General features: G+C 72.4%; 27 protein-coding genes and 1 pseudogene. 16 read left to right on the top strand and 12 right to left on the bottom strand.

Going from position 1 to position 26,092, the window contains the following annotated elements:
* Positions 1–504: 504 nt before the first annotated feature.
* A complete protein-coding gene (locus tag ACGFRB_RS28705) occupies positions 505–1,485 on the bottom strand; it encodes a hypothetical protein (RefSeq protein ID WP_393247111.1) in 981 nt (326 codons plus the stop codon).
* A gap of 38 nt (positions 1,486–1,523) precedes the next feature.
* Here ACGFRB_RS28705 and dapE point away from each other — a divergent pair, with 38 nt between their 5' ends.
* Together dapE and ACGFRB_RS28695 are read left to right on the top strand one after the other, a co-directional pair.
* Positions 1,524–2,642 (top strand): succinyl-diaminopimelate desuccinylase, encoded by a 1,119-nt coding sequence (dapE, locus tag ACGFRB_RS28700; protein WP_363001589.1) that lies wholly within the window; start codon positions 1,524–1,526, stop codon positions 2,640–2,642.
* A 93-nt stretch (positions 2,643–2,735) separates the two neighbouring features.
* A complete protein-coding gene (locus ACGFRB_RS28695) occupies positions 2,736–3,500 on the top strand; it encodes a TIGR00730 family Rossman fold protein (RefSeq protein ID WP_361232269.1) in 765 nt (254 codons plus the stop codon).
* Between the two features lie 147 nt (positions 3,501–3,647).
* Here the strand turns inward: ACGFRB_RS28695 and folP are convergent, their stop codons facing one another.
* Positions 3,648–4,508, bottom strand: a complete 861-nt coding sequence (gene folP, locus ACGFRB_RS28690) for a dihydropteroate synthase (RefSeq protein WP_363001585.1) — start codon at positions 4,506–4,508, stop codon at positions 3,648–3,650.
* A 104-nt stretch (positions 4,509–4,612) separates the two neighbouring features.
* Here folP and ACGFRB_RS28685 point away from each other — a divergent pair, with 104 nt between their 5' ends.
* Both ACGFRB_RS28685 and ACGFRB_RS28680 read left to right on the top strand, forming a co-directional pair.
* Positions 4,613–5,131 carry a DivIVA domain-containing protein gene (locus ACGFRB_RS28685; RefSeq protein WP_393247108.1) on the top strand — a complete coding sequence of 173 codons (519 nt, stop codon included), beginning with the start codon at positions 4,613–4,615 and terminating at the stop codon, positions 5,129–5,131.
* On the top strand, positions 5,128–5,718 hold the full coding sequence (locus ACGFRB_RS28680; RefSeq protein WP_363001581.1) for a DNA-3-methyladenine glycosylase I: 591 nt from the start codon (positions 5,128–5,130) through the stop codon (positions 5,716–5,718). Before ACGFRB_RS28685 ends, ACGFRB_RS28680 begins: the two co-directional genes overlap by 4 nt.
* A gap of 70 nt (positions 5,719–5,788) precedes the next feature.
* Here ACGFRB_RS28680 and ACGFRB_RS28675 read toward each other — a convergent pair whose 3' ends face one another.
* Positions 5,789–6,592 carry an enoyl-CoA hydratase-related protein gene (locus ACGFRB_RS28675; protein ID WP_363001579.1) on the bottom strand — a complete coding sequence of 268 codons (804 nt, stop codon included), beginning with the start codon at positions 6,590–6,592 and terminating at the stop codon, positions 5,789–5,791.
* A 318-nt stretch (positions 6,593–6,910) separates the two neighbouring features.
* On the opposite strand from ACGFRB_RS28675, the gene ACGFRB_RS28670 reads away from it, so the two are divergent.
* A complete protein-coding gene (locus tag ACGFRB_RS28670; RefSeq protein WP_009997451.1) occupies positions 6,911–7,078 on the top strand; it encodes a DUF3117 domain-containing protein in 168 nt (55 codons plus the stop codon).
* A gap of 279 nt (positions 7,079–7,357) precedes the next feature.
* Here the strand turns inward: ACGFRB_RS28670 and ACGFRB_RS28665 are convergent, their stop codons facing one another.
* Positions 7,358–7,996, bottom strand: a complete 639-nt coding sequence (locus tag ACGFRB_RS28665) for a class I SAM-dependent methyltransferase (RefSeq protein ID WP_363001805.1) — start codon at positions 7,994–7,996, stop codon at positions 7,358–7,360.
* Positions 7,997–8,182: 186 nt separating this feature from the next.
* Here ACGFRB_RS28665 and sigE point away from each other — a divergent pair, with 186 nt between their 5' ends.
* From sigE to ACGFRB_RS28640, 5 genes are all read left to right on the top strand, one after another.
* A complete protein-coding gene (gene sigE, locus ACGFRB_RS28660) occupies positions 8,183–8,941 on the top strand; it encodes an RNA polymerase sigma factor SigE (RefSeq protein ID WP_361232258.1) in 759 nt (252 codons plus the stop codon).
* A complete protein-coding gene (locus ACGFRB_RS28655) occupies positions 8,938–9,654 on the top strand; it encodes an anti-sigma factor family protein (RefSeq protein ID WP_393247106.1) in 717 nt (238 codons plus the stop codon). The genes sigE and ACGFRB_RS28655 overlap by 4 nt, the downstream gene beginning before the upstream one ends.
* A gap of 125 nt (positions 9,655–9,779) precedes the next feature.
* A complete protein-coding gene (locus tag ACGFRB_RS28650; protein WP_393247104.1) occupies positions 9,780–11,666 on the top strand; it encodes a trypsin-like peptidase domain-containing protein in 1,887 nt (628 codons plus the stop codon).
* Positions 11,667–11,760: 94 nt separating this feature from the next.
* Positions 11,761–12,270, top strand: coding sequence for a sec-independent translocase (locus ACGFRB_RS28645; protein ID WP_393247102.1), 510 nt, complete (start codon positions 11,761–11,763; stop codon positions 12,268–12,270).
* Between the two features lie 73 nt (positions 12,271–12,343).
* Positions 12,344–12,946 (top strand): hypothetical protein, encoded by a 603-nt coding sequence (locus ACGFRB_RS28640; RefSeq protein ID WP_363001570.1) that lies wholly within the window; start codon positions 12,344–12,346, stop codon positions 12,944–12,946.
* A gap of 141 nt (positions 12,947–13,087) precedes the next feature.
* Here the strand turns inward: ACGFRB_RS28640 and ACGFRB_RS28635 are convergent, their stop codons facing one another.
* The 3 genes from ACGFRB_RS28635 to ACGFRB_RS28625 form a co-directional block, all read right to left on the bottom strand.
* Entirely contained in the window at positions 13,088–14,221 is a 1,134-nt protein-coding gene (locus ACGFRB_RS28635) for an Mrp/NBP35 family ATP-binding protein (protein ID WP_363001568.1), read from the bottom strand.
* A 44-nt stretch (positions 14,222–14,265) separates the two neighbouring features.
* Entirely contained in the window at positions 14,266–14,865 is a 600-nt protein-coding gene (locus tag ACGFRB_RS28630) for a DUF1003 domain-containing protein (protein ID WP_393247165.1), read from the bottom strand.
* Positions 14,866–15,016: 151 nt separating this feature from the next.
* Positions 15,017–16,336 (bottom strand): magnesium transporter MgtE N-terminal domain-containing protein, encoded by a 1,320-nt coding sequence (locus tag ACGFRB_RS28625; protein WP_363001566.1) that lies wholly within the window; start codon positions 16,334–16,336, stop codon positions 15,017–15,019.
* Positions 16,337–16,663: 327 nt separating this feature from the next.
* On the opposite strand from ACGFRB_RS28625, the gene ACGFRB_RS28620 reads away from it, so the two are divergent.
* Entirely contained in the window at positions 16,664–17,506 is an 843-nt protein-coding gene (locus ACGFRB_RS28620; protein WP_393247100.1) for a hypothetical protein, read from the top strand.
* Between the two features lie 44 nt (positions 17,507–17,550).
* Here the strand turns inward: ACGFRB_RS28620 and ACGFRB_RS28615 are convergent, their stop codons facing one another.
* Both ACGFRB_RS28615 and ACGFRB_RS28610 read right to left on the bottom strand, forming a co-directional pair.
* The gene (locus ACGFRB_RS28615) at positions 17,551–18,066 is read right to left on the bottom strand and encodes a hypothetical protein (RefSeq protein WP_361232234.1); all 516 of its coding nucleotides are present in this window, start codon (positions 18,064–18,066) and stop codon (positions 17,551–17,553) included.
* 62 nt (positions 18,067–18,128) lie between these two features.
* Positions 18,129–19,292, bottom strand: coding sequence for a magnesium and cobalt transport protein CorA (locus tag ACGFRB_RS28610; RefSeq protein WP_363001562.1), 1,164 nt, complete (start codon positions 19,290–19,292; stop codon positions 18,129–18,131).
* Positions 19,293–19,763: 471 nt separating this feature from the next.
* Between ACGFRB_RS28610 and ACGFRB_RS28605 the strand changes: the two genes are divergently transcribed.
* The 4 genes from ACGFRB_RS28605 (at position 19,764) to ACGFRB_RS28590 (ending at position 23,274) form a co-directional block, all read left to right on the top strand.
* Positions 19,764–20,354, top strand: a complete 591-nt coding sequence (locus tag ACGFRB_RS28605) for a suppressor of fused domain protein (RefSeq protein WP_393247098.1) — start codon at positions 19,764–19,766, stop codon at positions 20,352–20,354.
* A 262-nt stretch (positions 20,355–20,616) separates the two neighbouring features.
* Entirely contained in the window at positions 20,617–21,258 is a 642-nt protein-coding gene (locus ACGFRB_RS28600; RefSeq protein WP_361232226.1) for a DUF6758 family protein, read from the top strand.
* A gap of 279 nt (positions 21,259–21,537) precedes the next feature.
* Entirely contained in the window at positions 21,538–22,398 is an 861-nt protein-coding gene (locus ACGFRB_RS28595; RefSeq protein WP_363001558.1) for a PHP domain-containing protein, read from the top strand.
* A gap of 270 nt (positions 22,399–22,668) precedes the next feature.
* Entirely contained in the window at positions 22,669–23,274 is a 606-nt protein-coding gene (locus ACGFRB_RS28590; protein WP_363001556.1) for a MarC family protein, read from the top strand.
* A 123-nt stretch (positions 23,275–23,397) separates the two neighbouring features.
* Here the strand turns inward: ACGFRB_RS28590 and ACGFRB_RS28585 are convergent, their stop codons facing one another.
* Positions 23,398–23,550, bottom strand: coding sequence for a hypothetical protein (locus tag ACGFRB_RS28585; RefSeq protein ID WP_363001554.1), 153 nt, complete (start codon positions 23,548–23,550; stop codon positions 23,398–23,400).
* Positions 23,551–23,665: 115 nt separating this feature from the next.
* Between ACGFRB_RS28585 and ACGFRB_RS28580 the strand changes: the two genes are divergently transcribed.
* Positions 23,666–24,631 carry an NYN domain-containing protein gene (locus ACGFRB_RS28580; protein ID WP_393247096.1) on the top strand — a complete coding sequence of 322 codons (966 nt, stop codon included), beginning with the start codon at positions 23,666–23,668 and terminating at the stop codon, positions 24,629–24,631.
* On the opposite strand, the gene ACGFRB_RS28575 is transcribed toward ACGFRB_RS28580, so the two are convergent.
* Both ACGFRB_RS28575 and ACGFRB_RS28570 read right to left on the bottom strand, forming a co-directional pair.
* A complete protein-coding gene (locus ACGFRB_RS28575) occupies positions 24,522–25,568 on the bottom strand; it encodes an alpha/beta fold hydrolase (protein WP_393247094.1) in 1,047 nt (348 codons plus the stop codon). The two genes, ACGFRB_RS28580 and ACGFRB_RS28575, sit on opposite strands and share 110 nt — an antisense overlap.
* Positions 25,569–25,775: 207 nt before the next feature.
* Positions 25,776–26,092, bottom strand: a pseudogene (locus tag ACGFRB_RS28570) (DEAD/DEAH box helicase); the annotation flags it as partial.

Genomic DNA, 26,092 nt, shown 5'->3' with positions numbered 1-26,092 from the left:
ACCGGCCTCGGGGCGGGGGAGGTTGCGGACGCCGAAGGTAAAGACTGGGCAATGCGTCGTATTGTCGGGTGGGGAGGAAAGCGGACGAACGCCTCAAGGTGCCGACGACTGCCGAACCGTCACTCCCCTTGTCCCACAAGGGGAGCGAGGGGGTGGAGAAGCGGGCGGTCGGACCTTCCGGGGGAAGCTGCGGGCCGGTGCCTGGGATGACGCGCCCGGGGGACTCGTCGCACGGCTGCCCGAGGGGTCCGTGCGGGGTGCATATGCCCGTCGTGAGGTGGTTGTGAGCCGGTCTGAGGCTGGGACGGTCGTTCCGGTCCGCGCGCCCGTCCGCTGGGTCGGCATATGCCGTACCGGCGAGCCGTCCATGGCGCATATGCCGGTCTGGAGGCGGTCGTAATGCCGGGACGGTCGTCCTATGCCACGCGCCCACCCCGACGCGACGGCATATGCCACACCTCCCGACCCGTCGTACGGGCGCCGCTCGGCGCGTTCGCGCTCGTCCTAACGCGCCAGCGTCAGCCGTACCGACGAGCCGTCCGTCCCCCGCACGCCCTTGTCGCCGCGCACCGGCTTCCAGTCGCCCGAGGACGTGTTCGCGATCCAGATCCGGTCCCCGTAGGCGACCTCGGCGATCCGCAGCTCGTCCGCCCGGGCCACCGCCCACTGCGCCAGCGCCCAGCCGCGTTCCGTACGCGGGACCCGCGCCTCGTGGACCGGCACCGACAGCTCCGCCGGCCCCGTCACCGCGTTCTTGCCGGCGGCCGTACCCCGCGCCCCCGCGCCGGGTGCCCCTGCGCCCGGCTCCGGCACGGTCTCGACCTTCGGCGCGGTCCGCGCGCCGAACGCCTTCACCAGTTCGTCCCGCACCCGCCGCGGATCGCCCGGCCGCCCCTCCGTCTCCGCGACGTCGGCCGTGCACGCCAAAGCGGCCTGCGCGCGGCCGGTCAGCGCCGCCGACAGCAGCGTGGCGTCCGGCTCGTGCTTCGCGTACGCCTGCGGGAAACCGCTGCGCTGCACCTTCTGCGCCGCCACCGTCAACGGCAGCCGCGAGTAGCCCGGGACCTTCTCCAGGCCCTCGTAGAACTTCGTCGACGAGTAGACCGGGTCGAGGATCTGCTCCGGCGTCCCCCACCCCTGCGAGGGCCGCTGCTGGAACAGTCCGAGCGAATCCCGGTCGCCGTGCTCGATGTTGCGCAGCGCCGACTCCTGGAGCGCGGTCGCGAGCGCGATCGTCACCGCCCGCTCGGGCAGCCCGCGGGAGCTGCCCACCGCCGCGATGGTCGCCGCGTTCGACGCCTGCTCGGGGGTGAACTCGTAACGCGCGTCCCCACCGCCTATCACGCACCGCGGCGCGCCCATGCTGCCCGTGACGTCGTGCAGCGTCACATAGGCGGCCAGGCCGGCGAGCACGGAGAACGCCGCCGTGAACCGGGCGGCGCGCCCTCGGCGGGCGGGGACGGGGACACGGCGGGGCTCGGACACGCGCTCCACCGTACTGGAGGCGGGGTTAGGGTCGGGACATGGCTGACACCGCTCCCTCCACCACCCCCTCCGAACCCGAGCCCGCCCCCGTGCTTGACCTCGCGCTCGACGGCGCCGCCCTGACCGCCGCGCTCGTCGACTTCCGGTCCGTCAGTGGTACGGAGAAGCCGCTCGCCGACGCCATCGAGGACGCCCTGCGCGCTCTGCCGCACCTGACCGTCGACCGGCTCGGCAACAACGTCGTGGCCCGCACCACCCTCGGCCGCTCCGAACGCGTGGTCCTCGCGGGCCACATCGACACCGTGCCGATCGCCGACAACGTCCCCTCCCGCCTCGACGACGACGGCATCCTGTGGGGCTGCGGCACCTCCGACATGAAGTCCGGCGTCGCCGTCCAGCTGCGCCTCGCCGCCACCGTGCCCGCCCCCAACCGTGACCTCACCTTCGTCTTCTACGACAACGAGGAGGTCGCCGCCCACCTCAACGGTCTCGGCAAGGTCGCCGAGGCCCACCCGGACTGGCTCGCGGGCGACTTCGCCGTCCTCCTCGAACCCTCCTACGGCCAGGTCGAGGGCGGCTGCCAGGGCACCCTGCGGGTCAAGCTGCGCACCGCGGGCGAGCGTGCCCACTCCGCCCGCTCCTGGATGGGCTCCAACGCCATCCACACCGCCGCGCCGATCCTCGCCCGCCTCGCCGCGTACGAGCCGCGCAAGCCGGTCATCGACGGCCTGGAGTACCACGAGGGCCTCAACGCCGTCGGCATCGAGGGCGGCGTCGCCACGAACGTCATCCCCGACGAGTGCGTCGTCACCGTCAACTACCGCTACGCCCCCGACATTTCCCCGGCCCAGGCCCTGGAGCACGTGCGGGAGGTGTTCGCGGACTGCGACATCGCCGAGTTCGTGATCGACGACGAGAGCGGCGGCGCGCTGCCCGGCCTGTCCCACCCCGCCGCCGCGGCCTTCATGAAGGCGGTCGGCGGCACCGCCCAGCCGAAGTTCGGCTGGACCGACGTCGCCCGCTTCAGCGCGCTCGGCGTCCCGGCCGTCAACTACGGCCCGGGCGACCCGCTCTACGCCCACAAGCGGGACGAGCACGTGCACGTCGAGCGAATCCACCACTGCGAGGCGCGACTTCGCGACTGGCTCACCGAATGATTCCGTCCGAATGATTCCGGCAATTCGAGTCCTCTTCACCTGACGCGTCCTAATCTGACCGGGACGATCAGTGGACGGTGAGAGGAGCAGGCCATGGGTGTTTCCCGCGAGCCGGTGAAGCCGGTGGAGCAGCGGCTGGGAGCGGTGCTCCGGCGCCGCGATCAGGTCCAGCCCGGCACGACGGACCAGCGGCTGCTCGACGCCGAGGGCGACTCGGAATGGGTGCACACCGACCCCTGGCGGGTCATGCGCATCCAGTCCGAGTTCGTGGAGGGCTTCGGCGCCCTCGCCGAACTGCCCAGCGCGATCAGCGTCTTCGGCTCGGCCCGTACGCTGCCCGACACCCCCGAGTACGACGCGGCCGAACGCATCGGACGCGCGCTCGTCGAGGCGGGCTTCGCGGTGATCACGGGCGGCGGCCCCGGCGCCATGGAGGCGGCGAACAAGGGCGCCCGGGCGGCCAAGGGCGTCTCGGTCGGTCTCGGCATCGAGCTGCCCTTCGAACAGGGCCTCAACCCGCACGTCGACATCGGCGTGAACTTCCGCTACTTCTTCGTCCGCAAGACGATGTTCGTGAAGTACGCGCAAGGCTTCGTCGTCCTCCCGGGCGGCCTCGGCACCCTCGACGAGCTGTTCGAGGCGCTCACCCTCGTCCAGACCCGGAAGGTCACCCGCTTCCCGATCGTCCTGTTCGGTACGGAGTACTGGAAGGGCCTCGTGGACTGGCTGCGCGACTCGGTCGTCGCCGGCGGCAAGGCGGCCGAGCACGACCTGCTCCTCTTCCACGTGACGGACGACGTGGACGAGGCGGTGGCGCTGGTGACGAAGGAGGCGGGACCGAAGGAGCACGGTCGGTAGGACTCGCCGGGACGGCCGGGGTCTCCTGCCCCGCCCGTCCCGCCGCCCGTCCCGCCGCACCTGCCCGGGTCTCGCCGCCCGCCTTGCGCGCGTACGTCGCGCACTCGGCGCACACGCCGACCCGGTGCGGTGCCCCGCTCCGACCGGTTACGCGAGACCGCGCCGCGCCACGGCCGGCGGCCGGTGGCCCGCGATCGACGCCACCATGTCGAGGACCTGCCGCGTCTCCGCGACCTCGTGCACGCGGTACACCTGGGCCCCGAGCCACGCGCTGACGGCCGTCGTCGCAAGGGTGCCGAGCACCCGCTCCTTGACCGGCCGGTCGAGCGTCTCGCCCACGAAGTCCTTGTTCGACAGCGAGACGAGCACCGGCCACCCCGTCTCGGCCATCTCCCCGAGCCGCCGGGTCGCCTCCAGGCTGTGCCGGGTGTTCTTCCCGAAGTCGTGGCCCGGGTCGATCATGATCCCGTCCCGCCGTACGCCGAGCGCGACCGCCCGCTCCGCGAGTCCGACCGTCACCTTCAGGATGTCGGCCATCACGTCCTCGTACTCCACCCGGTGCGGCCGGGTCCGCGGCTCCGCGCCGCCCGCGTGCGTGCACACCAGACCCGCGCCGTACTTCGCGGCGACCTCCGCGAGCCGCGGGTCGACCCCGCCCCACGCGTCGTTGAGCAGATCCGCGCCCGCCTCGCACACGGCCTCGCCGACATCCGCCCGCCAGGTGTCCACGCTGATCACCACATCCGGGTGGCGGCGGCGCACCTCGGCGACGAAGCCGACCGTACGGCGCGCCTCCTCCTCGGCGGTGACCTCCTCGCCGGGGCCCGCCTTGACCCCGCCGATGTCGATGATCGCCGCCCCTTCGGCCACGGCGCGCTCGACCCGGGCGAGCGCCGGCTCGTCCCGGAAGGTCGCGCCCTGGTCGTAGAACGAGTCGGGGGTCCGGTTCACGATCGCCATGATCACCGGCTCGTGCGGCCCGAATTCTCGCCGTCCCAAGCGCAGCATCCCTTTTGTCCTCCCTCGCGTCCGTTCGCCTGCGACCCTAACCGTCGGTGGCGCATGGCACGATCGGCACCGGACGATTTCCACGGACGGCGAGAGGCGCGCAGGTGTTCTGGTTTCTGCTGATCACGATGGTCGTGGTCGTCGCGGCGGTCACCTTGGCGGTGGTCGGCGGCGGCGAGAGCGAGGTCCTGCCCGAAGTCGCCCCCGAACAGCTGGTGGACCCGCTGCCGCCGAACCGGCCGGTCGGACGGGGCGACATCGAGGCACTGCGCCTCCCCGTCGGCCCGCGCGGCTACCGGATGGCCGACGTGGACGACGTACTGGACCGGCTCGACGCGGAACTCGCCGAGCGGGACGCCCGGATCGCGGACCTGGAGGCGGAGTTGACGGTCCTCCGGGGGCGGGACGGCGAGACGACGGCGGCCGGGACGGCCGCGGGCGCAGCCGTGGACGCGGCCGGGAACTCAGCCTCGGGCGCGGCCGGGGACGCGGGTGTGCCGCTGGACAAGCCGGCGGCGAGCGGGACGGCGGCCGAGCCGGCGGACGAGGTCGCGGAGAAGGCCACCGGTGAGACGGCGGCCGGCAAGGTGACGGACGGCGGGACCAGGGGGAGCGGGGCATGAGCGACGGCAAGGCCATCGCCGGGCCGGACGGCCGGCTGCGCTGCCCTTGGGGGCTGTCCACCGAGGACTACGTGGCGTACCACGACGAGGAATGGGGCCGCCCCGTCCACGGCGACGACGCCCTGTTCGAGCGGCTGTGCCTGGAGGCCTTCCAGTCCGGCCTGTCCTGGATCACGATCCTGCGCCGACGGGAGACCTTCCGGACGGCGTTCTCCGGCTTCGAGATCGCCGAGGTGGCCCGCTTCGGCGAGGCCGACCGCACCCGGCTGCTCGCCGACGAGGGGATCATCCGCAACCGCGCCAAGGTCGACGCCACCCTCGCCAACGCGCGCGTGCTCGCGGACTGGGAGCCAGGCGAACTGGACACGCTGATCTGGTCGTACGCCCCCGATCCGGCGACCCGGCCGGCCCCGGCCACGACCGCCGACGTCCCGGCCGTCACGGACGAGTCGAAGGCCCTGGCCAAGGCCCTGAAGAAGCGCGGCCTGCGGTTCATCGGCCCGACGACGGCGTATGCGCTGATGCAGGCGTGCGGGCTGGTCGACGACCATGTGACGGACTGCTTCGCGCGGGGCGCCGGCCGCTGACGGCGCGCCGCGGGACCCGCCCGGGGCCGGGTGACCGGGCCCCGGACGAGCCGAGCTGTCGGCGGGACGCTCAGCGGCCGACGTACTTCGGCTTCTCCTTGGCGAGGAAGGCCCGCACCGCGATCCGGTGGTCCTCGGACGAGCCCGCCTTCGTCTGGAGCTCGTCCTCCTTCGCCAGGGCCTCGGCGAGCGAGTGGTCCGCGCCGTACGCCAGGGACTCCTTCAGCGCCGCGTAGGCGAAGGTCGGGCCGTCGGCGAGCTTGCGGGCGACCTTCGCGGCCTCCTCGGCGAGCTTCTCCGCCGGGACCAGCCGGTTGACGATGCCCAGCTCGTACGCCTCCCGCGCGGTGAGCGTACGGGGGAAGAGCAGCAGGTCGGCCGCGCGGCTCGGGCCGATCAGGCGGGGCAGTGTCCAGGACATCCCGGAGTCGGCGGTGAGCGCCACCCCGGCGAAGGACGTGTTGAAGGAGGCGGTCTCCGCGACCACCCGGTAGTCCGCCGCGAGCGCGAAGCCGAAGCCCGCTCCGGCGGCCACACCGTTCACCGCGGCCACGACCGGCTTCGGCATCCCGGCCAGGGCCAGGGCGATCGGGTTGTAGTGGTCCCGCACCGTGTCCATGGTGTGCCGGGTGCCGGACTCCTCGTCGGCCTTGAGCAGGCCCACGTGCTCCTTCAGGTCCTGGCCCACGCAGAACGCCCGCTCGCCGGCCGCGGTCAGCAGCACCGCGCGGACCGCCGGGTCGGCGGCGGCGGCCTCCGCCGCGTCGCGCAGCGCGACCTTGAGCGCCACGTTCAGGGCGTTCATGGCCTCGGGGCGGTTGAGGGTGATGGTGGCGAGTCCGTCGCTCACCTCGTACAGCACCGTGTCGGCCATCGTGGGTTCCCTTCGCTTCATCGCGTCGTCGACCCTTCTCCGGACTCCGCCCGGGAAGGACCCCCACAGCATGGCGGAGATCACCCCGCGCCCGCCCGGTCCCGGCATGTGAGCTGCGTCAACAAATCAGCACCCGGCAGGGGACCGGCAGCGGCGAAGTATCGCAGGTGGAGCGGTGAAATGTGTGGCTTTGTGAAAGCGCGTTGCGGAAGCGATGCCTGCTGATGTTGGTCATCGGGTCCTGTGATGCGGGATAATGACCGGGAAGCAATCGTGTTCGATGCTGACGATGAGCTGGTTTCAGGAAGGGGAACGAGCATGGCGGCCATGAAGCCGCGGACGGGTGACGGCCCGCTCGAGGTCACCAAGGAGGGGCGGGGCATCGTCATGCGCGTTCCGCTCGAAGGCGGCGGCCGGCTCGTGGTCGAGCTGACCCCTGATGAGGCCGAGGCGCTCGGCGACGCGCTGAAGAAGGTCGTCGGCTAGTCACGCCCAGTCGCGTTTTTCCGCTTCTGCCCCGGTACGGTTCCGACCATGCCGGGGCAGAAGCGTTTCCTGAGCCGGAAGCGGGGCGTACGCGCGCGGGGGCCGGTCGTATGTGACACGGCGTATGTGACGTGGCGTATGTGACGCGGCGGGTGCGGGGCGGACGTACGGGACACGGCGACGGTCGGGGGAGCGGCCGTACGTGATGGCGTGCCGCCCGCGCGCCTCGTACGCGCGCGTGGCCGGAGGCCGGACCGGACCGGGCCGGGAACAGGTGGGTCAGGTGTCCCGGCGTACCGCGCACAGCAGGCCGTCGCCCACCGGCAGTAGGGTCGGAAGCAGCTCGCGGCTCTCCCGTACGGTCCGCAGCAGCTCCCGTATGCGCTGCACCTCGGCCGGCTGGGCCGCCGAGTCGACCGTGCGGCCGTCCGCGAACACGCCCTCGAAGCAGACCAGACCGCCCGGCCGCAGCAGCCGCATCGATTCGACGAGATAGTCGAGCAGCTCCAGCCGGTCGCCGTCGCAGAACACGAGGTCGTATCCGCCGTCCGCGAGCCGGGGCAGCACTTCGAGCGCCCGGCCCGGGATGAACCGGGCCCGGTTGCCCGCGAAGCCCGCCGCGCGGAAGGCCGCCTTCGCGTGCGCCTGGCGCTCGGGCTCCATGTCCACCGTGGTCAGTACGCCGTCCGGCCGCATGCCGAGCAGCAGATAGATCCCGGACACACCCGTGCCCGTCCCTATCTCCGCCACCGCCTTGGCGTCCGCGGTCGCGGCCAGCAGGCGCAGAGCGGCACCGGTACCCGAGGACACCGAGGGAACGCCCGCCTCGTGGGCGCGGTCACGGGCCCAGAGCAGCGCTTCGTCCTCGGCGACAAAGGCGTCGGCGAACGCCAGGCTCGTCTGCCGGTTGGCGGTAATGGCCCTCTCCTGTTCCCCTGGCTGTCCCTGTAGTTGACGGACGGCGTCGACTGTATCCGCTGGACGCGGGAACCCGCAGATGGGACCGCGCGTTCACAGAGGCAGGAAGCGGTGTCGGGAGCGCGGAGTGAGCCCGTCCCAAATTCGCGTAAAGAGTTTTATCCGGAGCTAACGGGCGAGGTGGCTATGGTAGGGACTCCACTGGACACCACCAGAGCCGATAGGGGAGGTGCGGCTGCGCCTGTGGATCGGGGAGGAGTGCTTCGGCGTCTTCTCAGGTCGGCGGGTGAGCCGAAATCCGTGACCGACACCGCTGACCGTTCCCGCGCCGCCGTCTCCGCGCCCACCACCGCGACCTTCGCCTCCGAGGCGGAGTCCCAGGCATGGACGCCGCCCAGCTGGGAGGAGATCGTCAGCACCCACAGCGGTCGTGTCTACCGTCTCGCCTATCGCCTCACGGGCAATCAGCACGACGCCGAGGACCTGACCCAGGAAGTCTTCGTCCGGGTCTTCCGCTCCCTGTCCTCGTACACGCCCGGCACCTTCGAGGGCTGGCTGCACCGCATCACCACCAACCTGTTCCTGGACATGGTGCGCCGCAAGCAGCGCATCCGTTTCGACGCGCTCGCCGACGACGCCGCCGAGCGGCTGCCCAGCCGTGAGCCGTCCCCGCAGCAGGCCTTCAACGACACGCACTTCGACGCCGACGTCCAGCAGGCCCTCGACACCCTCGCGCCCGAGTTCCGTGCCGCGGTCGTGCTCTGTGACATCGAGGGACTGTCGTACGAGGAGATCGCCGCGACCCTCGGCGTGAAGCTCGGCACGGTCCGCAGCCGGATCCACCGCGGTCGCTCGCACCTGCGCAAGGCTCTCAAGCACCGGTCGCCCGAGGCGCGCCAGGAGCGTGCCCTCGCCACCGTCGGAGGGGAGGGCGGAGCGGCGTGAGCGGCACCAGTCCGTCACCAACCCCCGCGGAACAGCACCTCGGGGACCGGCTCGCCGCGCTCGTCGACGGCGAGCTCGGCCATGACCACCGCGAACGGGTCCTCGCGCACCTCGCGACCTGCCCGCGCTGCAAGGCCGAGGCCGATGCCCAGCGCACCCTGAAGAGCGTCTTCGCGTCCAGCGCCCCGCCGGCGCCCTCGGCGGGCTTCCTCGCCCGGCTCCAGGGGCTGCCGGGGGGACCGCTCGACGGGGGGCCCGGGGGATCGGGCGGACCGGGCGGTCCGTTCGCCGACCTGCTGCGTGAGGGCGGAGTGCGCGCCGACGGCTTCGCCACGGCCGTGCCCGTCACCCCGGACACCGGATTTCGTATCCACGAGGTCGGCGACCGTTCCCCGTGGCGGGGCCGGCGCTTCGCGTTCGCGGCGGCCAGCGCCGTCTCGTTCGCGGCGATCGCGCTGGGCGGCACGATGTCCCTCGACAGCGGCCGCGGCGGCCCGGGCGGCAGCAACCTGACCCCGCTGCGCGCGCCGGCGACCTTCGCGTCCGGTTCGCGCCGCGACGCGACCCCGGAGCCCGCGCCGCCGACGATCCTGCCGGTCCGCCTGGAGCTGTCCCCGTTCGCCCGGCCGCCCATGAATCCGACGCTGCGGCTCTCCTACCAGGCCGGACCCGGCCCGACCCCCACCCCGACCCCGAGCCCCTCCCACCACTGACGGGCGACCTGGTTGAATCCAGGGGGCTAGGGTCCGCCGTCCGTATTTTCGGAGGCAGGGTCCTAGGGGGCGCGCCGTCCGACGACGCGGGCGGCGCGGACAGGGTCAGCTGTTGCGGGGAGCGCATGAAGAACGGGAAGCCGACGTGGTGGGGCCGGAGCTCGACCACGGACACGGGCACGGGTCCGGACACGGGCACGGTCACCACACCCGACGGGCCGGCCGAACCGGTGGACGACACCGACTTCACGCTCGCGGCACCGGCGTCCGCTCCGGCGTCCGAGCCCGCTTCGGTGCCGGCGTCCGCTGCGGAGACCGCCGCGGCATCCGGCACCGCCGCCGAGCCGGCGTCCGCTCAGGAGCCCGCGCCCGCCGGACCCATGGTGGCCGAGACGGCCACGCCGGCGCCCGTGACCGCGCCCGCCCCGCCGGCGGCCGAGACTCCGCACGCCGAACCCGCCATCGACCCGAGTCCGCATCAGACTCCGGGCACGGACGCGCACTCGGCTCCGGTCGCGGACACGGACACGGACACGACTTCGGCCCCGGACGGGACTCCGGCCCCGGCTCCTGCCCCGGACGTGACCCGGGCCCCGGAGCCCATACCCGCGCCCCCGCAGCACGCCCCGCAGCAGCCGGCGCCACAGCCGCTGCACGCCCCCGACCCGTACGCGACCCCTCCGTACGGCGGACCGGGGCCCTGGGCGCCCGCGCCGCCCGTCCAGCGGCCCGTACCGCCGCAGGCCATGGCTCCCGCACCCGCCCCCGGCCACGCACCCGCCCCCGGCCACGCCCCCGTGCCGATGCCCGCGGCACCGGCCGGGCCGCCGCCCGCCGGTCCCGCGTACGACCCCTGGGGCGTCCCGGGCGACTTCCCGGATCCGGGTGCCGGCAAGCCGCCCCGCAAGCCCCGGCGCGGTCTCGCGCTCGCCGGAGCGCTCGCCTTCGCCCTCGTCACCGGTGTGATCGGCGGCGGTGTCGGCGCGTACGTGGAGCGGCACGGCGGCATCTCCGCCATCGAGCTGCCCCAGTCCGAGGCCAAGGACATCGGCCGCGCCCCCGACAGCGTCGCGGGGATCGCCGCCACCGCCCTGCCGAGCGTCGTCACCATCCACGTCAGCGGCGGCGGCTCGGCCGGGACCGGCACCGGCTTCGTCCTCGACACCCGGGGCCACATCCTCACCAACAACCACGTCGTCGACGCCGCCGCGTCCTCCGGCGAGATCTCCGTCACCTTCAGCAACGGCGAGTCCGCCCGCGCGAAGCTGATCGGCCGCGACGCCGGCTACGACCTCGCCGTCATCAAGGTCTCCGGGGCGTCCGGACTGAAGCCGCTGGCGCTCGGCAACTCCGACAACGTGCGCGTCGGCGACCCCGTCGTCGCCATCGGCGCCCCCTTCGACCTGTCCAACACGGTCACCTCCGGCATCATCAGCGCCAAGGAGCGCCCCATCACCGCCGGCGGCGAGAAGGGCGACGGCAGCGACGTCAGCTACGTGGACGCGCTCCAGACCGACGCGCCGATCAACCCGGGCAACTCCGGCGGCCCGCTCGTCGACTCCGCCGCCCGGGTCATCGGCATCAACAGCGCGATCCGCGCGGCCGGCAACTCCGACCCGGAGGGCGGCCAGTCCGGCTCCATCGGCCTCGGCTTCGCCATCCCGATCAACCAGGGCAAGCGCGTCGCCGAGGAGCTCATCAACACCGGCAAGGCCACCCACCCGGTCATCGGCGTGAGCCTCGACATGCGCTACACCGGCGACGGCGCCCGGGTCGGCGACAAGGGCAAGAACGGCAGCCCCTCCGTCACCCCCGGCGGCCCCGCCGACAAGGCCGGCTTCCGGCCCGGGGACGTCATCACCAAGGTCGACGGCCAGCGGGTGCACAGCGGCGAGGAAATGATCGTGAAGATCCGCGCCCACCGTCCGGGCGACACGCTGAAGTTCACCGTGACCCGCGACGGCAAAGAGCAGACAAAGACCTTGACGCTGGGGTCCTCGACAGGCGCCTGACGGCCATGTGGAGGACACCACTCGGTACCCGTCGGACAGATTCGGCGGGTACCGTGGAGCGGGCCGTCCGGGACCGGCGAGAAGGAGCAACAGGGTGTTCAGCGACATAGGCGCACTCGAGCTGGTGACGCTCGTGGTGCTCGCCGTGCTCATCTTCGGCCCCGACAAGCTGCCGAAGCTGATCCAGGACATCTCCGGGGTGATCCGCAAGATCCGCGAGTTCTCCGACAGCGCCAAGGCCGACATCCGCAGCGAGCTGGGGCCGGAGTTCAAGGACTTCGAGTTCGAGGACCTCAACCCCAAGAACTTCATCCGCAAGCAGCTCGCGGAGAACGACGACCTGAAGGAGCTGCGGGAACTGCGCTCCAGCTTCGATCTCCGCAAGGAGATGAACGAGGTCGCCGACGCCGTCCACGGCCGCGACACCGTCTCTGCGCCTTCCTCGGCTCCCTCGTCTTCGGCGTCCGGCTCGCTCTCCCCGGCTTCGGACACGCCGTCGCAGCCGACCGTCCCGGCGGCCGTCAACGGCTCGCCCGACCTCCTGAAGAAGCAGGACAAGCCGGGCGGCACCGAGCGCCCGCCGTACGACTCCGACGCCACCTGACGACGGCCCGTCACAGCCGCCGCGTCCCGCGGTGGCTATCCTCCCTCTGTCGACGAACGAGGAGGCGGCCGTAATGACGACGACCCGTGGGATGGAAACCGATGGTTTCCTGCGTGCCCCCTTCGCCTGGTACGGGCTCGACGAGGCGTTCACCGGGCCACGCCGGCTGATGCGGGTGGGCACGGCGGCCGACGGCAGCGTCCGGCACGGCTCGCTGGGCCACGGGGACGAGCCGTCGGTGAAGTCCGACGCGAGCGCCACCGAGAAGGAGCGGTTCGCGATCGTCGTGACGGTCGCGGCCCATCCCGTGGGCGGCAGCGGCGACGGTACGGGCGTCCTGGAGGCCACCACGGTCTCCTCGGCCGCCTGGCTGGCCGGCTCCGGCCTCCTCGCCCACACCTGGCCCGCCCAGCTCGACCACGCGATGCGCGACAACTGGCTGGACCAGCAGACGGAGACCGCCTTCGAGCTCGCCGACGACCTCGACGGGCCCGACTGGACGTCGCTGTCGCTGCCGGTGGACGGCGTTCCGGTGGCCTTCCACTACCGCGAGACCGAGTTCGGCTGGGTGCTCGCGGGCTCGGCCCCGGACGTCCACATCGGCGCGTACGGGCGGGGCATGAGCGCCTACGGCCTCGGCTTCGCGCAGGTGAAGGACCTCGGCCCGTACGTCTGAGCGTGTACGCCCGGGCTCCGTACGTCTGAGCTCGTACGTCCGAGGAACCCCGCGCCCCCGCCGCGTACGCGAGAGGGCGCCCCGGACGGATCCGGGGCGCCCTCTCGCGTACCTGCGTACGTACGTATACGGGGTGGGACTTCAGAACTTGTTGCGCGGCGTGATGCCCAGGCTCAGGCCCGACAGACCGCGCCGGCGCCCGCCGAGCTTGTCCGCGATGGCGCGCAGCGCCGAACCGGCCGGGGAGTCGGGGTCGGCCAGGACGACCGGCTTGCCCTCGTCGCCGCCCTCGCGCAGCCGGACGTCGATCGGGATGGAGCCGAGGACCGGGACGGTGGTGCCGGTGGTCCGGGACAGGCCCTCGGCGACCTTCTGGCCACCGCCCGTACCGAACACGTCGACCATCTCGTCGCAGTGCGGACACGGCATGCCCGACATGTTCTCGACGACACCGACGATCTTCTGGTGGGTCTGCACGGCGATCGAGCCGGCCCGCTCCGCGACCTCGGAGGCGGCCTGCTGCGGGGTGGTGACGACCAGGATCTCCGCGTTCGGCACCAGCTGCGCCACGGAGATCGCGATGTCGCCGGTGCCCGGGGGCAGGTCGAGCAGCAGGACGTCCAGGTCGCCCCAGTACACGTCGGCGAGGAACTGCTGGAGCGCGCGGTGCAGCATCGGGCCGCGCCACACGACCGGGGCGTTGCCCGGGGTGAACATGCCGATGGAGATGACCTTCACGTCGTGTGCCGACGGCGGCATGATCATGTTCTCGACCTGGGTGGGCTTGCCGTCCACACCCAGCATCCGCGGCACGCTGTGGCCGTAGATGTCGGCGTCCACGACACCGACCTTCAGCCCGTCGGCCGCCATCGCCGCCGCCAGGTTGACCGTCACCGAGGACTTGCCGACGCCGCCCTTGCCGGACGCGACCGCGTAGACGCGGGTCAGCGAACCGGGCTTGGCGAAGGGGACCTCACGCTCGGCCGTCGTGCCGCGCAGCGCCGCCGCGAGCTCCTTGCGCTGCTCGTCGCTCATCACGTCCAGGGAGACGTCGACGCCGGTGACCCCCTCGACGCGGGCGACGGCGTCCGTCACGCGCTGGGTGATGGTCTCGCGCATCGGACAGCCGGAGACCGTCAGATAGACCGTCACCGCGACCCGTCCGTCGGACCCGATCTCCACCGACTTCACCATGCCGAGTTCCGTGATCGGCTTGTTGATCTCGGGGTCGTTCACCGTCGCCAGTGCTTCAAGCACCGCGTCTTCCGTAGCCATGACTCCGATGGTACGGCGACGACCACCGGCCGGTGAAAGCCCCGTCAGCGGTCGGGTAGATCACTCCTGTTCCCGCCCCCGGACGGGAATAGATCGCCGCGCTCTCCATACCGCCCGTCGCGCCGGCCCTCACGCCGCCCGTCACCGTGGCTGTCACCGTGTCCGTCGTGGTGTCCGTCCTGGCGATCGTCGAGCTCCTTCAGGAGATCCTCCAGCTCGGAACGCATCCAGTCGCGGGTCGCCACCTCGCCGAGGCCCATCCGCAGGGCGGCGATCTCCCGGGTCAGGAACTCGGTGTCGGCGATGGAGCGCTCGTTCTGCTTGCGGTCCTGCTCCAGATTGACCCGGTCCCGGTCGTCCTGCCGGTTCTGCGCGAGCAGGATCAGCGGGGCCGCGTAGGAGGCCTGGAGCGAGAGCATCAGGGTCAGGAAGATGAAGGGGTAGTTGTCGAAGCGCAGCTCCCTCGGCGCGGACACGTTCCACACCACCCAGACGATGATGATCACCGTCATCCAGACGATGAACCGCCCCGTCCCCAGGAAGCGGGCGATGCGCTCCGACATCCGCCCGAAGGCCTCGGCGTCGTACTCCGGCAGCAGCCGGACGCGCCGGATGCGGGGCTGGTCGAGCCGGATCCGGGGCAGCGTCCGCTCCCGGTCCCGGTCCTTTTCGCGGTCCCGATCCCGCTCCCGTTCGCGTCCCCAGTCGCGCTCCCGGTCCCGTTCGCGCTCCCACCAGTGGCTCCGGTTTCCGTCGTGGCCTCCGTCGCGGCTTCGGTCCCTGTTCTGCGGGCGGTCAGCCACCGCGTACCCCCTCGTCCCGCTCCGCGCGCTCCCGTTCCTCGCGCTCGTGCGGCTCGTGGAACTCCGTCTCGCGCCAGTCGTCCGGCAGCAGGTGGTCGAGCACGTCGTCCACCGTCACGGCCCCGAGCAGCCGCCAGCTCTCGTCCACCACCGGCGCCGCGACCAGGTTGTACGCGGCGAAGTAGCTGGTCACGGCGGGCAGCGGGGTGTCCGGGCCGAGCGGCGGCAGATCGCTGTCGACCAGTGCGCCCATCAGTGTGAACGGCGGGTCCCGCAGCAGCCGCTGGAAGTGCACCGTGCCCAGGTACTTGCCGGTCGGCGTCTCGTCCGGCGGACGGCAGACGTACACCTGCGCCGCCAGGGCAGGGGAGAGGTCCTGCAGCCGCACCCGGGCGAGCGCGTCGGCGACCGTGGCGTCCGGCCGCAGCACGATCGGCTCCGTCGTCATCAGACCGCCCGCGGTCCGCTCCTCGTACGCCAGCAGCCGCCGGACGTCCGCCGCGTCGCTCGGCCGCATCAGCGCGAGCAGCCGCTCCTTGTCGTCCTCCGGCAGCTCGGAGAGCAGGTCGGCCGCGTCGTCCGGGTCCATCGCCTCCAGGACGTCGGCGGCCCGCTCCTCCTTCAGCTTGCCGAGGATCTCGACCTGGTCGTCCTCCGGCAGCTCCTCCAGGACGTCGGCGAGCCGGTCGTCGTCGAGCGCGGCGGCGACCTCGGCCCGGCGCTTGGGGGAGAGATGGTGCAGCACGTTGGCGAGGTCGGCGGGGCGCAGCTTCTCGAAGGTGGCGACCAGGTTCTCCGCGCCCTGCCCGTGTTCCTCCAGGGAGAAGCCGGTGACGGCCGACCACTCCAGGGTCAGGGTCTCGCCCTTGCGCCGCAGCGCGCCGCCCTTGCCGCGCCGTACGAAGACCTTGTCGATCTCCCAGTCGCGGCGTGCGGGCAGCTGCTGGATCGCCACGTCGAGGACGGTGACCTCCTCGCCCTCGCGGCCGTCCGGCTCGACGAGCCGCACCCGCCGGTCGAGCAGCTCGCCGAGGACGAGCCGTTCGGTGGGGCGCTGCTCGAAGCGCCGCATGTTGACCACGCCGGTGGAGATGACCTGCCCGGACTCGATGCCGGTGATCCGGGTCATGGGGACGAAGACCCGGCGCCGGGACAGCACCTCGACGACCATCCCGAGCAGCCTCGGCGGCCGGCGGCCCACCCGCAGCATGGCCACGAGATCGCTGACCCGGCCGACCTGGTCGCCCACGGGGTCGAAGACGGGGACGCCCGCGAGATGGGAGACGAAGACCCGGGGGGCGCCTGCCACCATGCTGTGCGCCTCCTTCGTGCCGGATGATCCGCTTAATCGCCTGATTGTCTCCGAATGTGCCTGATTCAGGCTAGCCCGTGTCGATCTATGACGCTTCGGCAGCGCCCCCGGACGGCGTTCCCCGGGTGGCTGCCGGGTGCCCGGTCCGGCCCGGGTACGCTGCCGTCGGCCGTCCCCACCGGCCCTCCGGTCCGCGCCGGTTCCCCGTTTCGCACCGGTCCTCCGGTTCGTTCCGGTTCCGTGTTTCGTGCCGGTCTTCCGGTTCGGTCCGGTTCCCCGGTCCGCACCGGCCCTTCCGTCCCCCTCACCGAACAGAGAGGTGCCCTGGTGACTCTTCTCCGTCCGTTCTCGCGCATCCGCAGGGCCGCGCTGCCCCTGGCGCTGTGCGCCGGTCTCACGGCCACGCTGGCCGGCTGCGGCGGCGACACCGACCCGGACGCGGGGACCAACGGTGTGGGGAAGCTCGACGCGCCCGCCATCGAGAAGAAGGCCAAGGCGGCGGCGGACCGCGCGGAGGCCGTACGGCTCGCGGGCACGCTGGTCAGCAAGGGCGGTACGTACAAGCTGAACATGCAGCTCAAGCAGGACGGCGCCGTCGGGTCGGTGACGACGAAGAACGGCACCTTCGAGCTGCTGCGGGTCGAGGACGCGCTCTTCCTGAAGGCCGCCGCGAGCTTCTGGGCGCACGAGGAGCCCGGCTCCGACTCCGGGCCCGGCTCCGACTCCGGGTCCGGGTCTGGCGCCGGTTCCGGCACGGGCTCCGGCTCCGGGGCCGGCGCGGGTAAGAACGGGGACAGCGGCGCGCAGGCCGCCGACAAGCTCGACGACAAGTACGTGAAGGTGCCCGAGGGCGATCCCTCCTACAAGCAGCTGCGCGGCTTCACCGACATGCGCCTGCTGCTCGACGGACTGCTCGCGGTCCACGGCGACCTGGTCAAGGGCGACCACGGCAAGATCGGCGGCGTCCGCACCATCACCATCAGCGGCGGCCAGGGCGGCGACGGCGGCTCCCTCGACGTCGCCCTGGACGGCGAGCCGTTCCCGGTCCGCCTCGCCCGAGGCGGCGGCGCGGGCGTGGTGGTGCTGTCCGAGTGGGACCGGAACTTCACGCTGGACGAGCCCGCGAAGGGGCAGACCGTGGATTACGGCAAGCAGCTGCCCAGCACCTGACGACCTTGGTCCGAAGGGGGCCGACGCCCCGGGCCGGCGGCGGCTCAGCCCCGGCGGCGGCCCCGTCGCAGCAGCAGCTTCGGCAGCGCCGCCGGGACCGGCTCGCGCGTGAGGGCCGGGGACGGCAGCGGTACGGCGGCCAGCGAGCCGTCCGGCAGCTCGGTCGTCGAGTCGCGGGGGACGAGCCGCAGCACTCGGCACTCGCGCGCCCAGCGCTCGGTCATCGTCTCGGCGTCGGGCGCGTTCAGCCGCTTGCCCTTCAGCTCGGCGACCGCCGCGTCCCACTCCTCCGTGCCGGGCGCGAGTTCCCGTACGACGGCGGTCCAGGAGACGATCCGGCCGCCCTTGTCCTTGCTGCGGACGGTGACCTCGGCGGTGGCGCCGTCGACGAGGCCGGGCAGCGGCTGCTCGCCGGGGCCGTCGCCGACGACGAGCGCGCCGCCGTCGTGCCACAGGTGCCAGAGCGCCCGGGCGGCGGGGGCCTGGCCCCGTACCCAGACGAGGCCGGACTTCTTGGTGGCCTCCTCGACGAGGGCGGGCCCGAACAGCGCGTCGGTCATGCCCGCAGCCTATCGACCGCCCGCCCCGCCGCTGCCCGCCCCGGCCCCGCCCGCGCTGGCTCCTACAGCCAGCCGTTGCGCTTGAGAGTGCGGTGGATGGTGAAGCAGATGGCCGCGATGCCCACGAGCACCATGGGGTAGCCGAACCGCCACTCCAGCTCCGGCATGTGCTTGAAGTTCATGCCGTACACGCCGCAGACCGCCGTCGGGACGGCCACGATCGCCGCCCACGAGGTGATCTTGCGCATGTCCTCGTTCTGGGCGACGGTCGCCTGCGCCAGGTTGGCCTGGAGGATCGAGTTCAGCAGTTCGTCGAAGCCGACGACCTGCTCCTGGACGCGGGCGAGGTGGTCGGCGACGTCCCGGAAGTACTTCTGGATGTCGGGATCGACCAGCCGCATCGGCCGCTCGCTGAGCAGCTGGAGCGGGCGCATCAGCGGGGTGACGGCCCGCTTGAACTCCAGCACCTCGCGCTTGAGCTGGTAGATCCGGCCGGTGTCGGTGCCGCGCGTGGAGCCTTTGGCCGGCGGCGAGAAGACGTCGATCTCGATCTGGTCGATGTCCAGCTCGACGGCGTCCGCGACCGCGATGTAGCCGTCGACGACATGGTCGGCGATGGCGTGCAGGACCGCCGAGGGGCCCTTGGAGAGCAGCTCGGGGTCGTTCTGGAGGCGGTGGCGGAGGTTGCGCAGGGAGCCGTGGCCGCCGTGCCGGACGGTGATGACGAAGTCGGGGCCGGTGAAGACCATGACCTCGCCGGTCTCCACGACCTCGCTGGTCGGGGTCAGCTCGGCGTGCTCGACGTAGTGGATCGTCTTGAAGACGGTGAAGAGCGTGTCGTCGTAGCGCTCCAGCTTGGGCCGCTGGTGGGCGTGGACGGCGTCCTCGACGGCGAGCGGGTGCAGCCCGAACTCGGCGGCGATCCCGGCGAATTCGGCCTCGGTCGGCTCGTGCAGCCCGATCCAGGCGAAGCCGCCGCTCTCCCGCACCTGGCGCATCGCGCCACGCGGGCTCAGGCACGCGCTGTCGTCGACGCGACGGCCGTCGCGGTAGACGGCGCAGTCGACGACGGCGGTGGGCGCCGACGGGTCGCGGGTGGCGTCGTAGGTCCCGTACGGGGAGGACGAGGAGGGGCCGGAACCGGTGCCGGGCTTGCGCAGCGGGTGCCGGAGGGACTGCCGCAGGGAGGGGCGTACGGCGGCGCGCAGGTCACGGATCATCGACATGGGCGTGCTGCTCCTTCACGGAGAGGCCGTCGGCGAGCGTGGCGCAGCCCGGAATGGGGACGTGGAACGTTTCATCCACAAAGCGGGCGGCACCGGGGATCGCGGTGACGGTGTTCGCAACAGACGGGGCGAAGAGCGCGGCTCTCGGGGGAGAGCGGTGCTCTCGGGAGGCGAAGGCAGCTCTTCCGTCGTGCGGAGTGCCGGAGGGAGGACCGCGGTGGGGTCCTCGTGTCACCGGCCACCTGGGGACCGTCCGCGCCGGAGTTACGACCGCGGGGGTGTGGCGGCGGAAGAGCGGCTGGTACTGCCCGATCGACTTCGATCCATCGCAGTCCCACCTCCTCCGGCCGGTCCCTGGTGAGGGATGACGTGTGACGAGCAGTCGGAAGTCCGACCAGTGGCCAAGACTATCAGCCGACTGAAGGTCAATCTTTGACTTTGCCCACTCCATACTCGCTTTATGCTCGGCCCATGGCAGAAATTCTCGCTCTGGTCGAAGCCCGGCTGCGCACGGCCCTCGGCGAGCCCGACGCCCGCGCCGCCGTCACCTTCCTCGGCACCGATCGCATCGAGGTGCTCCGCTTCGTGGACACCGAGGCCGGCCTGGTGCGCTACGCCACCCTGGGCATGTCCGCCCAGCCGATGGCCGACCCGACGGCCGTGCTCGCCGACCCGGTCAAGGGGCCGCGGGCCGAGCTGGTCCTCTCGGTACGGGCCGGGCTCGCCGATACCGACAAGGCGCTCCGCCCGCTCGCGGTGCTCGCCGCCAGTCCGCAGGTCGAGGGCGTGGTCGTGGCACCGGGCGCCTCGCTCGACGTGGGCGAGCCGCTGTGGCCGGGCGCGCCCTTCAGCTCCGTCCTGGTCGCCGAGCCGGGCGGCCTTGTCGAGGACCTCGACATGGACGAGCCGATGGACCCGGTCCGCTTCCTGCCGCTGCTGCCGATGACCTCGAACGAGGCCGCCTGGAAGCGGGTGCACGGGGCCCAGGCCCTGGAGGAGCGCTGGCTGGCGAAGGGGACGGACCTGCGCGATCCGCGGCGTACGTCGGTGCGGCTGGACTGAGACGGCTGGACAGAGGCGACCGGGTCGAGAGGGGCGACCGGGCCGAGGAGACGGCCGGACCGAGGGGTGGGCGGTACGCGGCCCGCGCCGAGCGGTCGGTTCGGTCCGGCCGGCCGGTCCCGGTTCCGGCCCGGCGTGGGAGCCCTCCTCCGGGCGGATCGTTCGATTCGGCTTCCGGTCCGGGTGAAGGTTCCCGATCGGACGGGTGAACGCCGGTGATCGTCCTTGACGCGGGGCCGCGGAGCTAGGACCGTTGAGCCCTATGAGGGGCGAACCCAGTTGCCCGAAGTGCGGTGGCCGGGTCAGGGCGCCCGGTCTCTTCGCCGATTCCTGGCAGTGCGACGTACACGGCTCGGTCTATCCGCTGCAGCCCGTGATCCCGCCCAGTGTCGAGGCCCTCGGCGTCGTCGTGAACCGGGCCCACGTACCGGTGTGGATGCCCTGGCCGCTGCCCATCGGATGGCTCTTCACCGGGGTCGCGTACGCCGGTGACGACCGCAGCGGCGGCCGCGCCACCGCCGTCGCCTGCTCGGGCCCGGGCCCGCTGGGCGGCATCGGCGAGCTGCTGCTCGTCGCCGAGGAGCTGGGGGTCGGCCTCGGCGCCCGGTTCGCGGGCATCGACGGCCCCGACCCCGGCTCCGGTGGCATGGCGATCGACAAGCCGCCGCAGGTCAAGGTGCTCGCGGCCGGCCGCCCCACCCCGCTGTGGCATGTCGCCGACGCCCCGCACGACCGCGCGGTCTTCGCGGGTGAGGCGCGGGGCCTGTGGCTGTGGGCGATCGTCTGGCCCGAACAGTCCGGCCTGCTGATGTACGACGAACTCATCCTCACCGACCTCCGCGACGCGGGCGCCGAGGTGGACCTCCTGCCGTTCGGCGCCCTGACCCCGAGACTCCTGGGATAGCCGGGACTCCTGGGGCAGCCGGGGCGGAAGCGCGCGGCAGGACGGCCGGGAAGCCTGGCGCAGCCGGGACGGCAGAGCGTGGTGGGGCGGTGGTCGGGACCGCCGGGACAGGCGGGGCCGCACAGGCGCCGGGGCGGCGTGGGCGACGTGAGCGGCCGGGGTAACCGGGGTCACCGCGTAAGGGGTGCCCGGTTCGTCGAATCCGTACGAGCGCGTTCGATTCGCCCGTTATGCTGAGGCGTTGCTCTTGTCCGCCTCGAATCCCTGGAGTCCCGCGTCGTGCGTATCGACCTGCACACCCACTCCACGGCCTCGGACGGTACGGACACCCCCGCCGAGCTGGTACGCAACGCCTCGGCCGCCGGTCTCGACGTCGTCGCGCTGACCGACCACGACACCACCCGCGGGTACGGGGAAGCGATCGCCGCGCTGCCGGAGGGGCTCACGCTCGTCACCGGCGCCGAGCTCTCCTGCCGTCTCGACGGGGTGAGCCTGCACATGCTCGCGTACCTCTTCGACCCCGAGGAGCCCGCGTTCGCCGCCGAGCGTGAGCTGGTCCGCGACGACCGGGTGCCGCGCGCGCGGGCCATGGTCGGCAAGCTCCGGGAACTCGGTGTCCCGGTGACCTGGGAACAGGTCGCCCGGATCGCGGGTGACGGTTCCGTGGGCCGCCCGCATGTCGCGGAGGCGCTGGTCGAGCTGGGCGTCGTCCCGGATGTGTCCGGTGCGTTCACGCCCGAGTGGCTGGCCGACGGCGGCCGGGCGCACGTCGAGAAGCACGAGCTGAACCCGATCGACGCGATCCGGCTGGTCAAGGCGGCCGGCGGGGTCACCGTCTTCGCGCACCCGCAGGCGGTCAAGCGCGGCACCTGTGTGCCCGAGTCCGCGATCGCGCGCCTCGCCGAGGCCGGCCTCGACGGCATCGAGGTCGACCACATGGACCACGACGAGCCGACCCGGGCGCGGCTGCGAGGGCTGGCCGGGGAACTGGGGCTGCTCACCACCGGCTCCAGCGACTACCACGGCAGCCGCAAGACCGTCGGACTCGGTGACTTCACCACCGACCCCGAGATCTACGGCGAGATCACGCGCCGCGCCACGGGTGCCTTCCCGGTGCCCGGCGCCGGCGGAACCCGCTGACCGCGGCCGCTGACGGTTCTCCACCGCTCCGGCTCCTCGGCCGCCGCGCCGCTTCCGTACCCCGGCCTGGCCCTCACCTGTCACCGCCCGCGGTGACAGGTGTGCCCGTGCGCCGGTGTGCGCCCAGGCTTCCCCAGCCGTCGGCCCTCTGACCTGCTCCTCCGTGTGCGACCCCCACGACCCCCATCCCGGCCGCATGCCGCCCTTCTTCCGGAACCATTCATTCCGGGTGCTCGTGTACACCCCCTTTCTCCGCAAGGCCCATTCACCGTGTTCGACGTCGCCGTCTTCGGCTCGCTGTTTCTGACCCTCTTCGTGATCATGGATCCCCCCGGGATCACGCCGATCTTCCTCGCCCTCACCTCCGGTCGCGCCACCAAGGTCCAGCGCCGTATGGCCTGGCAGGCCGTCGCCGTCGCCTTCGGCGTCATCAGCGTCTTCGGCGTCCTCGGCCAGCAGATCCTGGCGTATCTGCACGTCTCGGTCCCGGCCCTGATGATCGCGGGTGGTCTGCTCCTGCTGCTCATCGCGCTCGATCTGCTCACCGGCAAGACCGACGAGCCGCAGCAGACCAAGGACGTCAATGTCGCCCTGGTCCCCCTCGGCATGCCGCTGCTCGCCGGACCGGGCGCGATCGTGTCCGTCATCCTGGCCGTCCAGAACGCCGACGGCTTCGGCCAGCAGCTCTCGGTGTGGAGCGCGATCATCGCCATGCACCTGGTGCTCTGGGTGACCATGCGCTACTCGCTGCTGATCATCCGGGTCATCAAGGACGGCGGCGTCGTCCTCGTGACACGGCTCGCGGGCATGATGCTCTCCGCCATCGCCGTCCAGCAGATCGTGAACGGCGTCACCCAGATCATCCAGGGCACCTGACCCGGCGGCTCTCCGGGCGGCCCCGGAGGGACAGCACTGCGCCCCCGTACGGATTCCTCCAGTGGAGTCCATGCGGGGGCGCGGTGTCGAAAGGGCGGTATTGCCTCTGCGGCTGTGTGACCGCTACGACGCCGAGGCGTCGGTCGGCCGGATCCAGATGCGCTGGCCGATCGCTGCGGCCTGCTGCACGATCCCGTTGACGGAGGCGGCGTCCACGACGGTGCGCTCGACGGGCGTACCGTCAATGTCGTCCAGTCGCAGGATTTCGAAGCGCATGTGCTTCTCCCTTCGTCGGAGTTGATCCTCCACGCAAACATGAAGAACTGGGGTTACATAACTGCTCAACGACTTGCACCACCCAAACATTCCCTACGCTAAGGAAATTTTTCGGATGACTAACTACTCGCTGGTAGGGAACGGCGATCCGGACGAGTCCCCCGACGGGGGACCGGGTACGACGGCCGCGCTGGCCGCCGTCGAAGCGCGCCTGGACCACACCAACGAGCTGCTGCGCCGCATGCTCGCCGAGGTCGCGAAGACCCCGTCGACGCACGCGATCTTCGTCGACGCCGGGTACGTTTACGCCGCCGTCGGCCTGCTCGTCGCCGGCACCGAGGACCGGCGCAACTTCGATCTCGACGCCGAGGGCCTGATCGATGCCTTCATCGACACCGCGCGCACGATCTTCGCCGACAGCCGGCTGCTGCGCGTCTACTGGTACGACGGTGCCCGGCGCCGTATCCACACCTCCGAGCAGCAGGCCATCGCCGAGCTGCCCGACGTGAAGGTCCGCCTCGGCAACCTCAACGCCAACAATCAGCAGAAGGGCGTCGACTCCCTCATCCGCACCGACCTTGAGTCCCTCGCCCGGCACCGGGCCATCAGCGACGCCGCGCTCGTCGGCGGCGACGAGGACCTGGTCTCGGCCGTCGAGGCCGCGCAGGGCTACGGCGCCCGCGTCCATCTGTGGGGCATCGAGGCCGCCGAGCGCGGCAACCAGGCCGACCCGCTGCTGTGGGAGGTCGACAGCCAGCGCGTCTTCGACTTGGACTTCTGCCGCCCGTACGTGACCCGCAAGTCCGTCACCCTCTACGAGAACGAGGGCACGCCCTTGCCCTCACGCGAGGATGTCGCCTTCGTCGGCGCCCGGATCGCCGCCACCTGGTTCGCCGAACGCGGCCGCGACCGGCTCGCCGAGCTGCTGCCCGGCCACCCCTACCTGCCCGGATCCGTCGACGGCGAACTCCTCACCGAGGGGGAGCGCCTGCTCGGCCGGTCGCTGCGCGGCCATCCGCCGCTGCGCCGGGCGCTGCGGGACGGCTTCTGGCAGCATCTGCGCCGGGTGTGCCAGAGCTGAGGCCGTCGGAGGGGGCGGAGCCGAGACCGGTGGAGCTGGGATCGGTGGCGGTCGGATCGGGGGCGCTGAGATTCGCGCTGAGATCCCAGAAGGCGGCGAGCCGTTCCGCCAGCTCCGCCGGGTGCGACACATTGGGGGAGTGACCGGCGCCGTCCACCACCGTGTGGTGGGCGCCGGTCAGGGCGGCGGCCGCCGCCAGCTCCGCCACCGGCCACACCGTCTCCCCGTCCCCGTACGCGATGTGCAGCGGCAGGGTCAGCTCCCGCAGCGCCGCCGTCCCGTCCGGATCGCCGATCAGCAGCCGGCCCGCGCCTGAGAGCTGCGCGATCCTGGTCCCCATCCAGCGGCTGCGCAGGAAGCCCACGATCTCCGGCGGATCCGCCGACCCCGGCTCCTCGCCCCGGCTGTCCAGCCAGCGCGTCGCCGCCCACACCTGTTCCTTCGAGGCCACCGCGAGCGCCGTGCGCAGCGCGCGGACCCGGGCCCGCTGACCGCGCGGGACCCGGCCGGGCCCGGAGGAGAGCAGCGTCAGCGACACGAACGCCTCCGGCGCGAGGTCCGCCGCCGCACGGGACACCAGGCCGCCGAAGGAGTGGCCGAGCAGATGCACCGGGCCGTCGCCGAGTGCCGCGGCCTGCGCCACCGCGTCGAGCGCGAGCGCCTTGCGGCGGTAGGCCGCCCGGCCGCGCGGGCCCGGGGACTCGTGCTGGCCCCGGCCGTCGACGGCGACCGTACGAAAACCGGCCTCGCTCAGCGGGGAGAGCAGCCCCAGGAAGTCCTCCTTGCTGCCGGTGAAGCCGGGCAGCAGCAGCGCCGTGCCGTGCCGGGGGAAGTCGGCGGGCGGCGCGGTGTCGAGGACGGCGAACTCGCCCCGCACGGTGGAAAGCCGGTAGGCACGGGTGCGGGGCGGCAGGGCCAGGGAGCGCGGCTTGCTCATACAAACGACTTTAGGGCCTGTCCGGCCCGCCTTCCGGATCTTGTCCGGCTCGTGGGCCGCTCCGGCTCCGTCCGGATCCCGGGCCCGCCGAGCGGGCTCGCGGGAGGGCTAGACGCACGGTGGCCCGGTCCCTCCAGGAGGAACCGGGCCACCGTGTGCTGCCTTCGGCCGCCGGGCCTTCGTTCAGGCCGTCGTGCCGTGTGCCGTTTACGCCTCGGGGGCGGCGGCCTTCTTGGCGACGCGCTTACGCGGCGCCGCCTTCTTGACCTGCGGCTCCGCGGCGGCCGGAGTCTCGGCCGGTACGGTCTCGGCGGCCTTCTTCACCGTACGGCGCCGGGGCGTCGTCTTCGGCTCGGAGGCGTCCGGGGCCACGGCGGCGACCGCCTTCTTCGCGGTCGCGCGCTTACGCGGGGCCGCCTTCTTGGGCGCCTCGGTCTTCGGCGCCTCGACGGCGTCGTCGGCCTTGGGCTCCGCGACCGCTTCCGTGACCGTCTCGGCGGGGGCCGTCTTGGCGACGGTCCGCT

The organism is Streptomyces sp. NPDC048718, assembly GCF_043198875.1.
Lineage (GTDB): Bacteria > Actinomycetota > Actinomycetes > Streptomycetales > Streptomycetaceae > Streptomyces.
The sequence above is the reverse complement of the archived record's forward strand: the minus strand, read 5'-3'. Positions and strand labels throughout refer to the sequence as shown.

Bases quoted from the DNA above. Each gene is read 5' to 3' on its own strand.
- dapE (WP_363001589.1), top strand. From the start codon at position 1,524: ATGGCTGACACCGCTCCCTCCACCACCCCCTCCGAACCCGAGCCCGCC.
- ACGFRB_RS28695 (WP_361232269.1), top strand. From the start codon at position 2,736: ATGGGTGTTTCCCGCGAGCCGGTGAAGCCGGTGGAGCAGCGGCTGGGA.
- folP (WP_363001585.1), bottom strand. From the start codon at position 4,508: ATGCTGCGCTTGGGACGGCGAGAATTCGGGCCGCACGAGCCGGTGATC.
- ACGFRB_RS28680 (WP_363001581.1), top strand. From the start codon at position 5,128: ATGAGCGACGGCAAGGCCATCGCCGGGCCGGACGGCCGGCTGCGCTGC.
- ACGFRB_RS28675 (WP_363001579.1), bottom strand. From the start codon at position 6,592: ATGGCCGACACGGTGCTGTACGAGGTGAGCGACGGACTCGCCACCATC.
- ACGFRB_RS28670 (WP_009997451.1), top strand. From the start codon at position 6,911: ATGGCGGCCATGAAGCCGCGGACGGGTGACGGCCCGCTCGAGGTCACC.
- sigE (WP_361232258.1), top strand. From the start codon at position 8,183: ATGGTAGGGACTCCACTGGACACCACCAGAGCCGATAGGGGAGGTGCG.
- ACGFRB_RS28650 (WP_393247104.1), top strand. From the start codon at position 9,780: ATGAAGAACGGGAAGCCGACGTGGTGGGGCCGGAGCTCGACCACGGAC.
- ACGFRB_RS28640 (WP_363001570.1), top strand. From the start codon at position 12,344: ATGACGACGACCCGTGGGATGGAAACCGATGGTTTCCTGCGTGCCCCC.
- ACGFRB_RS28635 (WP_363001568.1), bottom strand. From the start codon at position 14,221: ATGGCTACGGAAGACGCGGTGCTTGAAGCACTGGCGACGGTGAACGAC.
- ACGFRB_RS28625 (WP_363001566.1), bottom strand. From the start codon at position 16,336: ATGGTGGCAGGCGCCCCCCGGGTCTTCGTCTCCCATCTCGCGGGCGTC.
- ACGFRB_RS28615 (WP_361232234.1), bottom strand. From the start codon at position 18,066: ATGACCGACGCGCTGTTCGGGCCCGCCCTCGTCGAGGAGGCCACCAAG.
- ACGFRB_RS28610 (WP_363001562.1), bottom strand. From the start codon at position 19,292: ATGTCGATGATCCGTGACCTGCGCGCCGCCGTACGCCCCTCCCTGCGG.
- ACGFRB_RS28605 (WP_393247098.1), top strand. From the start codon at position 19,764: ATGGCAGAAATTCTCGCTCTGGTCGAAGCCCGGCTGCGCACGGCCCTC.
- ACGFRB_RS28600 (WP_361232226.1), top strand. From the start codon at position 20,617: ATGAGGGGCGAACCCAGTTGCCCGAAGTGCGGTGGCCGGGTCAGGGCG.
- ACGFRB_RS28585 (WP_363001554.1), bottom strand. From the start codon at position 23,550: ATGCGCTTCGAAATCCTGCGACTGGACGACATTGACGGTACGCCCGTC.
- ACGFRB_RS28580 (WP_393247096.1), top strand. From the start codon at position 23,666: ATGACTAACTACTCGCTGGTAGGGAACGGCGATCCGGACGAGTCCCCC.
- ACGFRB_RS28575 (WP_393247094.1), bottom strand. From the start codon at position 25,568: ATGAGCAAGCCGCGCTCCCTGGCCCTGCCGCCCCGCACCCGTGCCTAC.